The 10,054-nt window shown below is 71.5% G+C and carries 11 protein-coding genes; 4 read left to right on the forward strand and 7 right to left on the reverse strand.

Annotated features, from left to right (window positions below; translation table 11 throughout):
• Complete coding sequence (locus AB0927_RS15260) at positions 1–1,449, reverse strand: hypothetical protein (protein WP_366668045.1); 1,449 nt, start codon at positions 1,447–1,449, stop codon at positions 1–3.
• Between the two features lie 392 nt (positions 1,450–1,841).
• Between AB0927_RS15260 and AB0927_RS15265 the strand changes: the two genes are divergently transcribed.
• Together AB0927_RS15265 and AB0927_RS15270 are read left to right on the forward strand one after the other, a co-directional pair.
• A complete protein-coding gene (locus AB0927_RS15265; RefSeq protein WP_366668046.1) occupies positions 1,842–3,182 on the forward strand; it encodes a GAF domain-containing SpoIIE family protein phosphatase in 1,341 nt (446 codons plus the stop codon).
• 265 nt (positions 3,183–3,447) lie between these two features.
• On the forward strand, positions 3,448–4,464 hold the full coding sequence (locus AB0927_RS15270) for an MASE1 domain-containing protein (protein WP_366668047.1): 1,017 nt from the start codon (positions 3,448–3,450) through the stop codon (positions 4,462–4,464).
• Between the two features lie 59 nt (positions 4,465–4,523).
• On the opposite strand, the gene AB0927_RS15275 is transcribed toward AB0927_RS15270, so the two are convergent.
• Positions 4,524–5,465, reverse strand: coding sequence for an amidohydrolase family protein (locus tag AB0927_RS15275; protein WP_366668048.1), 942 nt, complete (start codon positions 5,463–5,465; stop codon positions 4,524–4,526).
• 58 nt (positions 5,466–5,523) lie between these two features.
• Here AB0927_RS15275 and AB0927_RS15280 point away from each other — a divergent pair, with 58 nt between their 5' ends.
• Both AB0927_RS15280 and AB0927_RS15285 read left to right on the forward strand, forming a co-directional pair.
• The gene (locus AB0927_RS15280) at positions 5,524–6,036 is read left to right on the forward strand and encodes a MarR family transcriptional regulator (RefSeq protein ID WP_366668049.1); all 513 of its coding nucleotides are present in this window, start codon (positions 5,524–5,526) and stop codon (positions 6,034–6,036) included.
• A gap of 55 nt (positions 6,037–6,091) precedes the next feature.
• Positions 6,092–6,862, forward strand: a complete 771-nt coding sequence (locus AB0927_RS15285) for a maleylpyruvate isomerase N-terminal domain-containing protein (protein WP_366668050.1) — start codon at positions 6,092–6,094, stop codon at positions 6,860–6,862.
• Here AB0927_RS15285 and AB0927_RS15290 read toward each other — a convergent pair.
• From AB0927_RS15290 to AB0927_RS15310, 5 genes are all read right to left on the reverse strand, one after another.
• The gene (locus tag AB0927_RS15290) at positions 6,856–7,656 is read right to left on the reverse strand and encodes a hypothetical protein (protein WP_366668051.1); all 801 of its coding nucleotides are present in this window, start codon (positions 7,654–7,656) and stop codon (positions 6,856–6,858) included. The two genes, AB0927_RS15285 and AB0927_RS15290, sit on opposite strands and share 7 nt — an antisense overlap.
• Before the next feature lie 39 nt (positions 7,657–7,695).
• On the reverse strand, positions 7,696–8,346 hold the full coding sequence (locus tag AB0927_RS15295; protein ID WP_366668052.1) for an HAD family hydrolase: 651 nt from the start codon (positions 8,344–8,346) through the stop codon (positions 7,696–7,698).
• Between the two features lie 185 nt (positions 8,347–8,531).
• A complete protein-coding gene (locus AB0927_RS15300; protein ID WP_366668053.1) occupies positions 8,532–8,723 on the reverse strand; it encodes a hypothetical protein in 192 nt (63 codons plus the stop codon).
• Between the two features lie 120 nt (positions 8,724–8,843).
• Positions 8,844–9,302, reverse strand: a complete 459-nt coding sequence (locus AB0927_RS15305) for a sigma-70 family RNA polymerase sigma factor (protein ID WP_366668054.1) — start codon at positions 9,300–9,302, stop codon at positions 8,844–8,846.
• Between the two features lie 314 nt (positions 9,303–9,616).
• A complete protein-coding gene (locus tag AB0927_RS15310) occupies positions 9,617–9,766 on the reverse strand; it encodes a hypothetical protein (RefSeq protein ID WP_366668055.1) in 150 nt (49 codons plus the stop codon).
• Between the last annotated feature and the right edge of the window lie 288 nt (positions 9,767–10,054).

Here is a 10,054-nt window from a genome sequence, read left to right on the forward strand (position 1 = left end):
TCAGCCGTCGTGCGCCGTGTCGAGGACCGGGACGAGGCGCCGCTTCGGCTCGTCGCCGCCGGTCACCTCCACCTCGTACATCCCCGGCCGGCCGGGCAGGCAGGACGCGGCCAGCAGGCCGGGGCGGCCCGGCACCGGCCTCAGGGCGGGGGTGAGCACCTCGTCCAGGCCGTTGAGCCCGCGCACCCTGCACTCCAGGTCCGCGCCGCGCGCGACGCCGTCGACCTCGATGGCGAACGGCTCGCCCAGGGGCGACCACTCCGGCGCGCACAGCTCGAACGCCGTCTCGTCGCCGAGCATGGCGCCCCGCTCCTCCGGGTGCCGCAGCCCGTGCATCAGGCCGGAGGCCATGTCGAGGACGCTGCGGGCGCGGATGAGGTGGCCGTGCTCGTGGTAGAAGTGCACCGGTCGGACGGTGCCCGGCAGTTGGGCCGCGTACTGGTACACGGTGCCGTCGCCGGTGCGCGGGTCGCGCTGGGGCCGTCCCTCGGCGTCCGGGAGCAGCCGGCCGTCGTTGTAGCGCTTGAAGAGGTACTGGTCGAACAGCGCGGTGCCCTCCTCGACCCGGTAGCTGGTCCAGGTGCGCTGGCCCATGCCGACGACGGTGACGTGCTCGGGCAGCGTGGTCTCCGCCCGGCTGGTACGCCAGTCCACGGCGGCCTTCGCCAGGTCGCGCCGCCCGCCGATGGCCACGATGTCCTCGACGCCCGGCACCCGCATGTCGCCGTCCACCTCGTGGGCCCGGTAGCTGGGCAGGAGGTCGTACAGCCCCGGCATGGTCGGGGCGACCTCGCGCAGGGCCGCCGACGGCACGGGGAGCGGCAGGCCCTTGCCGGCGTTGAGCATCAGCACGGCCTTGACCGAGCCGCTGAAGGGGGTGCCGACGGTCATCACGGCCCGGATGTCGTCCCGCAGGGTGCGGTCGCGGTGCAGCGCCTCGCGGGTGAGCAGGCCACCCATGGAGTGGGCCACGAAGACCAGCCGGGCGGGGCCCGCCTCGGGGTCGTCCTCCAGATACCTCCGGTGCCGGGAATGGGCGCGCCAGGCGTCCAGGTGACGGCGGGCCGCGGCGGCGAGCAGGGCGCCGTTGTGCTCGACGGACAGGCGCCAGTCGTAGGGGAAGGGCAGGAGGGCGGCGGGGTCCACCACGCTGCGCCGCATCTCCGCGACCATGGCGCTGTAGGGGTGGGCGGAGCCGAACCCCGGCAGCATTTCGGCGCTCTCCAGGAGCCCGGTCACCTCGACGCGTCCGGTGTCGCCCTCACGTTCTTCCTCGGTCACCTCAAGCTGCCGCAGACGCTCGGTGTGGGCCCTCACGGTGTAGGCGAGGAGTCTTCCGACACCCCATAACTTGCGGCCGGACTCGGTGTGCCTGAGTTCGCTGCCCATGATGCCCGGCACGATCACCACGGCGTCGTGCAGCCTTCGTCCCGGATTGTCTCTGCGCATGACCTTCGCCTCGAACGCTCTGACGGCCCGCATCCCCTGCGGCCGATGTCATGGACGGAATCCAAGAGGCTAGCACAGCACACCACGCTCTGTGACCGCCTCAACTGACCTGTTTGACCTGGGAGTTACCCCTTCCGCTTGGACCGCGCCCCGCCGCGCCCGAGCATCCCGGACATCGGGCCGGGCCGACCGACCGGCACATGCTCCGAGGTCCGCCCGCGTGTCGCGGCCCCGCACGAGCGGCGGGACGGAGCGCGCTGCCCTATTTTTTGATAGATGACCGAAAGGCCTGTTTCGCCGTGCCGTGCCCTGGGCTCTGATGACTCAGGGTCACTCCAGGAGGGCGCGATGTACCTCTTCGAGACCGGACGACCGGCCACGGGGCACCCCTGATGGCCAGGCCCGAGAACGGGGCGTCGTCGAAACCGCCGGACGGCTCCGACCTGCATGTGCGTCTGCGGTCCGAGCTGGGCCGCATGGACGAGCAGATGCGAGGGCTGCTGGACGCCATGGACCGGCTCCAGGGCCTGCTGGACGCCGTGGTCGCGATCACCCGGGAGAACGAGCTGCCCTCGGTCCTGTACCGCATCGTGACCACCGCCATGGACCTGGTGGGCGCCCGCTACGGGGCGCTCGGCGTGCTCGCTCCCTCCGGCGAGGAGCTGGAGCAGTTCATCACCGCCGGCCTCACCGAGGAGGAACGGGCCGCCCTCGGGGGAACCGACTTCCCCCACGGCCGGGGAGTCCTCGGGCAGCTGATCCACCACCCCGAGCCCCTCCGGGTCGACGACATCGCGGCCCATCCGTCCTCCGTGGGCTTCCCGCCCAACCATCCGTACATGGGCACCCTGCTCGGTGTCGCCATCAGCGTCCGCGGCGAGATCTACGGCGACCTCTACCTCTCCGAGCGGCAGGACGGACAGCCCTTCGACGCCGACGACGAGAGCGTGGTCATCGCCCTGGCCGGCGCCGCCGGCATCGCCATCGAGAACGTCCGTCTGTTCGAACGCGTCCGCGAGGGCGCCGAGCAGTTCCAGCGACTGCTCCTGCCCACCCTGCCCGATCTGCGCCCCTTCACCGCCGCCGCGGTCTACCGGCCCGCCGCCGAACCCAGCCAGCTCGGCGGCGACTGGTACGACGCCATCCCGCTGCCCGGCAACATGGTGGCGGTCGTCATCGGGGACGTGGTCGGCCACGACCTGCGAGCCGCGGCCGCCATGGCCTCCACGCGCAACATGCTGCGCGCCCTGCTGTTCGACCGGAACAGTGCGCCCGGCACCATTCTCTCCCAACTGGATCACACCCTCCAGGCCATCACCGAGAACCCCATCACCACCATCACGCTGGCCCGTATCGAACCGGACGAGGACGAGGAGGGCTGGCGGCTGTCCTGGAGCACCGCCGGCCACGTGCCGCACCTGCTGCTCGCCCCGGGCCGCCCGGCGCAGTACCTGTTCGCCGAGCCCGGCCTGCCGCTCGGGGTCGACCCCGAGCTGCCCCGCCCCGACCATTCCTGTCCCGTGCCACCGGGAGCCACCGTGGTCTTCTTCACCGACGGCCTGGTCGAACACCCGGACCACCCGATCGACCAGAGCCTGGCGGAACTGACCGCCCTCGCCACCGAATACGCCTCCCTCCCCCTGGACGAATTCGTCCAGGCCCTCGCCGACCACCACCCCAGCGACGGCCACGACGACATGGCGGTCCTGGCCCTGCGCACCCCGCCGGCCTGACCCCGCGCCGAACCCGGCACCGGCCCACCGACGCCCGCCCGACACGGCCCCCGCCCCACCGCCCCGCCGATCGGCCCGCTCAGACGCCCGGCCGATCCGGTCGGCCGCCGCTCACCCGGTCGCTCCGCCGATCGGCCGGCCACCGCCCGGCCCGGGCCCCGCCGTCCCGGCCCGCCCGCGGCCCCCGGTCGTCCCCTGCCGTGGAGGATCCCCGGGATCGGGCGGATGATGGTGGCCGGGGCGGTGTCGATGCGGAGGTCGCCCGATGACGGTCGCGCGGCAGGGAAGACTCCGGCGCGGCGGTATGGCCGCCCTGGAGATCTGCGTCGTCACGGCGCTGTACTACGGATCCGCCAAGCTGGGACTGCTCGAGCAACTGGTGCGCAGCCAGGTCACCCCCTTGTGGCCGCCGACCGGTATCGCGGTGGCGAGTCTGCTGCTGCGCGGGCCGCGGATCTGGCCGGGCATCACGCTCGGCGCGCTGCTCGTCAACCTTTCCCTCAGCCCGTCGTACGCCGTCCTGTTCCTGATCCTCGTGGGCAACACCCTCGCACCCCTGTGCTCATACGCGCTCCTGCGCCGCGCGGGGTTCCGTCCCGAACTGGCCCGGCTGCGCGACGCGCTCGCGCTGATCTTTCTCGGTGCCTTCGCCGGGATGCTGGTCAGCGCGACGGCGGGTAGCGGGACGCTGATCCTCAGCGGCGCTCTGGCCGCCGACCGGTTCTGGACGACATGGTGGGTCTGGTGGACCGGCGACGCCATGGGCGTCCTGGTGGTGACACCGGTCCTGCTCGTGCTCTGGCGGGCGCGACTGCCGCGGCAGGTGGCGCCGTCACGCTGGGCGGAGGGGCTGCTGCTCCTCGTGGCCATCGCCTGCGTCGGAGTCATCGACACCAGCAGGACCCCCTTGCTCTTCCTCGGCTTCCCGCTGCTGATCTGGGCCGCCTTCCGCTTCCGGCTGGCCGGGGCCGCGCCCTGCGCCCTGGCCACGTCGACCTTCGCGATCATCGCCGCCAGGCACGGCTCCGGGCCGTTCGCCGGGCACGGCATGCTCACCGACATGATCACTCTCCATGCCTACAACGGCGCCGCCGCGCTGACCGCCCTGCTCGTCGCGGCGGCCGTCAGCGAGCGGGACAGGTCCCAGAAGGAGATCGCCCGGGCCTGCGGCCATCTCGCGGAACTGGTCTGCCGGCTCGCCACCACCGGCAACCAGGCGATGCCGACCACCGCCGACTCCCGACCGGCCCCGGCTCCGCGCGGACCGGTCGGCCCCGACTGACACGGGGAGCACGGCGCGGCACGGCCCGTATCGCCCGCTCCTCGCCTCAAGGCGACCGATCAGGCCGCCCCGAGTCTCGGGAACAGCGCCTCCGCGTTGCCCCGGTCGATCGCGTCGAGCTGCCCCGGCTCATAGCCCTCGTAGCCGTCGAGCATCGCGTCGAACAGGACGCCGTGCTCCTCCGCGGCGAAGGGGAAGTCGCTGCCGTACAGGACGTGTCCCGGAGCCGCGAAGGCGAGCAGGGCGGGGAGGGCGGTCGGGCTGGCGGACAGAGCGGTGTCGAAGTAGAAGCGCCGCAGGTCGGCGAGTATGCCGTCGGGCGTGGTGCCGGGGTTGAACTGGGCGCCGAGGGTGAACCGCCACGCCGCGTAGGGCAGGAAGCCGCCCGCGTGGGAGAGGATCACCTTCATCCGGGTGTGCCGGCTCATCACGCCGCTGAACGTCATGTGCAGCGCCGTGCGAGTGGTGTCGAAAGGGAAGTCGACCAAGGGGCCGGGCAGACCGTCGAGCACGGGCAGCGCCGAACCGCTGGGGTGGATGAAGACCACGGCGCCGCGGGCGTCCAGCTCGGCCCAGAGCGGGGCGAAGTCCTTGTCGCCGAGATAGCGGCCGTGGATGTTGGACATCAGCACCACACCGTCGGCACGCAGTTCGTCCAGCGCGTACACAGCCTCGGCGAGCGCGCCGTCCATGTCCGGCAGCGGAAGGCTCGCGAAGAGTCCGAAGCGGTCGGGCCGGTCCTTGACCAGCTCCGCGCCGTACTCGTTGACACTCCTGGCCACCGCGCGGGCCTCCGCGTCGTCGCCGAAATGGGTGCCCGGTGCGCTGACCGAGAGGACGCCGGTGGCGATCGAGCGGCGGTCCATCATCGCGAGCGCGCCCGCGGCGTCCCACGCGGGTACGGGCCAGCCGGCGACCGTGGCGCCATGCCGCTCCATCACCTCCCGGTAGGCCCCCGGGACGAGGTGCTGATGGACATCGATGCGTCGAGAACCAGCCATCACCTCTTACCTCCCTAGCATTTAGCCTGCTAACGATTGCTTTGCTAAAGTAGCACCCATGAGTGACAGACGCAACACCCTTCGTGACGGCGCCCAGCCCGCGGCGGGCGGCGAGCAGCAGTCGTCGGACGGCGGAGTCGGCGCGGAGGAGATCTCCCAGGCCGCCGACGCTCTCTTCTTCGCGATGCGGCGGGCCCGTTCGACCAGCGCCGAGCACCACGGCGGCCTGTCCCTGGCCCAGGTCGCCCTCCTCGAACCGCTGGCCACCGAGACGGACATGCCGGTGGGCCGGCTGGCGAGCAGCGCGGACGTCAGCGTGCCGACCGCGACCCGGATGCTTCAGCAACTGGAGACGAAGGGGGTAGTCGTACGCCGCCGCTCCCCCGAGGACGAGCGGCGCGTCCTGGTCAGCCTCACCGACGACGGCGCCGAGCGGCTCGCCGTGCTCCAGGACCACCTGCGCGAGCGCCAGGCCCGCGCCTACGAGGCCTTCACCCCGGCCGAGCGCGCCCTGCTGGTCACGCTGCTGCACCGCCTCACGGACCTGGTGGCCGACCCGGGCACCGGCTGAGCCCGCCGGCTCCGGCCGGTTTGACCGACCCCCCACTCCGGTTACCCATGGCCGCATGATCCCCACCGAGGTCGCCGAGACCCTGCCGGAACTCGTCCCCTTCCTCCACGCCGTGCAGGCGCGGCGGCCCGACGACGGCACCTGGTGCGAGGCGTGGACGGTGCGCGACGTGCTGATCCATCAGACCGGGAACGCCGAGGAACTCGCCCGCGTCCTCCAGGCGTTCCTCGCGGGCACGCCCGTGGAGACGCGCGGTTTCGACCGCGAGGCCCCTTACCGCCGCCTGTCCGACACCGACCTCTGGTCGGCCCTCCTGCGGAACTGCGCGCACCTGACGGACATCGCCGCGGCCGCCGCGCAGGACCTCTCACCGGACACCGAGATCACCTGGACCGGCCGGACCGTGACGGCCCCCTTCTTCGCCGAACACATGCGCGAGGAGCTGATCCTGCACCGCTGGGACCTGACCGGCGACGACCGTACCGCGGTACGAGCGCTCAACGAGCCCTGGATGACGGAGCACAGCGTGGTCTCCGTCGGCCGCCCCCTGCTGGCCCGGGGCCGGACCGGCCTGCGGCTCGCCCCGGACGAACGGCTCGAAGCCCGGCTGCGCACCCCCGGCACGGACGACATCGTGCTGACCGCCGACGCCGACACCGCGGTCATCCGCCTGGCCGCCCCCGAGGGCCCCGCCACCATCGAGAGCGACGCGGCCACCCGGCTCCTCCTCCTGTGGGGCCGCCGCCCCGCCGACCCCTCCCGCTGGCACAGCGCGGCGGGCCCGGAGACACTGCGCCGGGTACGGACCCTGCTGGGCGGCTACTGACCAGCGCTTTCCCGGTAGTTCAGGAACCAGTGGGTGCCGAAGTAGCGGGCCAGGGTGTACGGGTGGCGGGGGTCGACGAGGATGCGGCAGACGAACTCCGCGGTCCGGCAGCCGAAGGAGCGGTCCTCGCCGTCGAAGGAGCGGACCACGACCGGCCAGCGGTCGGGATCGTCTCCTTCGATCCTCCAGCAGTACAGGTCCTCGTGCTCCGTGCCCGCCCAGACGAGCAGCCCGTCTTCCCTGAGGCCGGCATACGGCTCCTGGTCCAGGCCCAGGAAGCCGTCGAAGGCGCCCTCGCCGAACGTCTCGACCATGCGCTTGTAGTCGGCCGGCAGCGCGGTGCCGAGGCGCGACTCCACCCCGGCCCAGTCCACGTCCGGCCGCCGGGCGGGGTACGTCCAGCCGGTGATCCGTATGAGCCGCCGCACCCAGTCGACGTCCTCGCCCGGCGCGACCGCCGGCGGTTCGGGCACCTCTCTTGGAGCGGTCACCAGCACCGGCCGGTCGATCCCCTCCGCGTCCCACGCGGTACCCGCGCCGACCCACTGGTCCCCGTACGCCCACGCCCGTATCGTGCCCACCCGGTCCCCGAAGGGGGCGAGGAGAGCCGCGCCCCTGGACTCGTCGACCGCCGGATCGGTGAAGCCGTCGAGGACGAGGGTGCGCGGGTCGCCGAACCTGGCGCCGAGCAGGTCGGTCAGCTCGTACGGGTCCAGGTCGCCGGGCAGGAACAGGTGACCGTCCGGGCCGAGCCGGGCCAGCAGTTCGTCCACGGTCGCTTGCGTGAGCTCCATGACGGACAGTGAAGCGCACCGCACTGACAACGCCGTATGTTACTGCTCGGTAATCAGAGCGGGCAGCTTGCGCATGTCATGGAAGACGACGGTGTCCGGGCCCTCCAGCCGCGCGGCGGGCGTGAGTCCGCCGGCATACCCGAACGCACGCATCCCGGCAGCGCGCGCCGCCCGCACTCCGGGGCCGCTGTCCTCGACCACCACGCACGCGGCGGGCTCGACTCCCATGCTCCGGGCGGCGTGGAGGAACAGATCCGGGGCGGGCTTTCCGCGGGCCACCTCGGTGGCGCTGTAGATGCGGCCCGCGAAACGGTCGTAGAGGCCGGCACGGCCCAGAGTGTGGCGCATCTTGTCATGGGACCCGCTGGAGGCCACGCACGTCGGCAGCGTGATCGCGTCGAGGGCCTCCACCAGCCCGTCCACGGGCGCGAGTTCGGAATCGACGGCCTCGCGGTGCAGCTCTTCGAACCGCTCCGACCAGACCGCGGCGGTCTCCGCGCCCAGCCGATCGGCGACCTGCTCGCGAATCGCGGCGTGCGACCGGCCGATGAACCGGCCGATGACCTCGTCCTCGCTCAACGGCCAGCCCAGTTCCGCACCGAGGGCGACCTGGAGACGGACGGCGATGCGCTCACTGTCGACCAGTACGCCGTCGCAATCGAATATGACGAGCTCAATCGGCTTGATCATCCCGGCAGCATAAACGCTTGCCCGGCGTGCCGCCCCTCTCTTTCGAAGAGGTAGCACGCCGGGCCTGGTGTCCAGCCGGCGTCGAGGCGTTATCTGTGCGAGGCCGGGTCCCTCCCCCGTGCGGATCTGGCCTCACATACCCCGCGTGTTCCTTCGCCCCGACCGCTGTTTTCCGTCACTGCCGTTCAGCAGGTATGAAGCGAGAGCCAGTCGGTCGAGACGCCCCCCGTGTCGTCTCGGTCGTCCTCTTCCAGTCGATCCTCGACGCGATCCAGCAGCGCTTCCCAGCTCACCGCATCAATCTCCTCCGGTGGCTGCCGAGTTGGTGCCCGGCACGCCTCCGCCGCCTGGCGGAGTAGTTCGAATGTCTGGTACATCCCGCGTATTCCCTCCCGAGGTGTGCGTGTGAACCTTTTCGTTTTCCGGGTCGCTAGGACCCAACCTGGGCTCACGGGAGGCGACTTGCGGGCCCCCTCCCGTGAGTCCGAGTAGCGGCACTAGCTCGTCACGTCGCCCAGTACCTCGTCGTAGATCGTTTCCTTGTAGGGCTCCAGGGCCTTGCACACGTCCTTGAACCGGCGGCCCACCGTATGCCGGTCGATCTGGAGGCAACGCGCGATCTCCGCCTGGCTGAGGCCCTCGACGATCGCGAGCCTGCCGACCGGGTACAGCTTGTCGGTCAGCTTCTCGGCGAGGAACCGGTCGATGGCCTTGAGGCGGACCTCCCGCGCGTGGTCGCCCTCGTCCGCCGCGACCGGCACGTCGGGGAACTCGTGCACCGGGGACGAGAGATCACGGTCCCTGCCGCGCACCGCGTCCGCGATGACGTCACGCATCACCTTGCGCGCGAAGGCCCGTCCTCCGTCGCGCCGGTCCAGGGCGAAGTCCGGCCTGGACCACGCGCGCACCAGTTGGAGCACACAGGTCTGCACCAGGTCCTCCAGCATGTACTGCATACGCGCTTGGCGCACCATGCCTTCGAGGAACGGCTTCAGCCGCCGCAGCTCCTCGACCTGTTCCGCCGTAAGCCGCCGGCGGGGCTTTGGCTCCGGTGCGGGACGGGCGCCGGGGACGGGGTCCGGCGGGGTACTCGGTGGGTCGTTCGGCTCCGTCGGCCCTCGAACATCGGGGGCATTGCGCATAGGACAAGTCCTTCCCGTCAGTCAACCAACTCGTCACTGCCCTGCGGTAGTTACCGCTTATCCATCCATGCCGTGGGACGGACTCCGTACGGTGCATTTCCAGGCCACGAGTTCGAACTGCCGAGTACTCAGCCCAGTACCTGAAGAACGAAGACCGCGACGCCGACGCCCACGAGGAGGGCGACACCGAGCGGCGGGTTGAGGAAGGCCACGTAGGTGACCAGCCCCGCGACGACCAGGATCAGCAGGGCACGTTGAAGCTTGTGGATGGGATCCATGCGGGCTGCTCCAGGGGGGAGTTGTGGCGCCGGGCCGGAACCGGTGCGACCGGCCGGCCGCCGGTTCACCAGAGCAGGCCGTCCGGTCAAACCTCCGAGGGCGCGCTGTGCGCGGTGACCATCGTCACCCCGCACAGCGCGCCTATCGCACCCGGGCTTCAGAGAAGGAAAGCCCGCGGCCGGGGCTTCCCCGCACTGGACGCGGAGGAACGGCGACAGCACTTGCTGCCGCCGCATCCCTCATCCTCAGCACCCCGCCTCAGGAACGGTCCCCGACCGCACGGCACC

Source organism: Streptomyces sp. NPDC048106 (genome assembly GCF_040706415.1).
GTDB lineage: Bacteria > Actinomycetota > Actinomycetes > Streptomycetales > Streptomycetaceae > Streptomyces.

Bases quoted from the DNA above. Each gene is read 5' to 3' on its own strand.
- AB0927_RS15260 (WP_366668045.1), bottom strand. From the start codon at position 1,449: ATGCGCAGAGACAATCCGGGACGAAGGCTGCACGACGCCGTGGTGATC.
- AB0927_RS15265 (WP_366668046.1), top strand. From the start codon at position 1,842: ATGGCCAGGCCCGAGAACGGGGCGTCGTCGAAACCGCCGGACGGCTCC.
- AB0927_RS15270 (WP_366668047.1), top strand. From the start codon at position 3,448: ATGACGGTCGCGCGGCAGGGAAGACTCCGGCGCGGCGGTATGGCCGCC.
- AB0927_RS15275 (WP_366668048.1), bottom strand. From the start codon at position 5,465: ATGGCTGGTTCTCGACGCATCGATGTCCATCAGCACCTCGTCCCGGGG.
- AB0927_RS15280 (WP_366668049.1), top strand. From the start codon at position 5,524: ATGAGTGACAGACGCAACACCCTTCGTGACGGCGCCCAGCCCGCGGCG.
- AB0927_RS15285 (WP_366668050.1), top strand. From the start codon at position 6,092: ATGATCCCCACCGAGGTCGCCGAGACCCTGCCGGAACTCGTCCCCTTC.
- AB0927_RS15290 (WP_366668051.1), bottom strand. From the start codon at position 7,656: ATGGAGCTCACGCAAGCGACCGTGGACGAACTGCTGGCCCGGCTCGGC.
- AB0927_RS15295 (WP_366668052.1), bottom strand. From the start codon at position 8,346: ATGATCAAGCCGATTGAGCTCGTCATATTCGATTGCGACGGCGTACTG.
- AB0927_RS15300 (WP_366668053.1), bottom strand. From the start codon at position 8,723: ATGTACCAGACATTCGAACTACTCCGCCAGGCGGCGGAGGCGTGCCGG.
- AB0927_RS15305 (WP_366668054.1), bottom strand. From the start codon at position 9,302: ATGCAGTACATGCTGGAGGACCTGGTGCAGACCTGTGTGCTCCAACTG.
- AB0927_RS15310 (WP_366668055.1), bottom strand. From the start codon at position 9,766: ATGGATCCCATCCACAAGCTTCAACGTGCCCTGCTGATCCTGGTCGTC.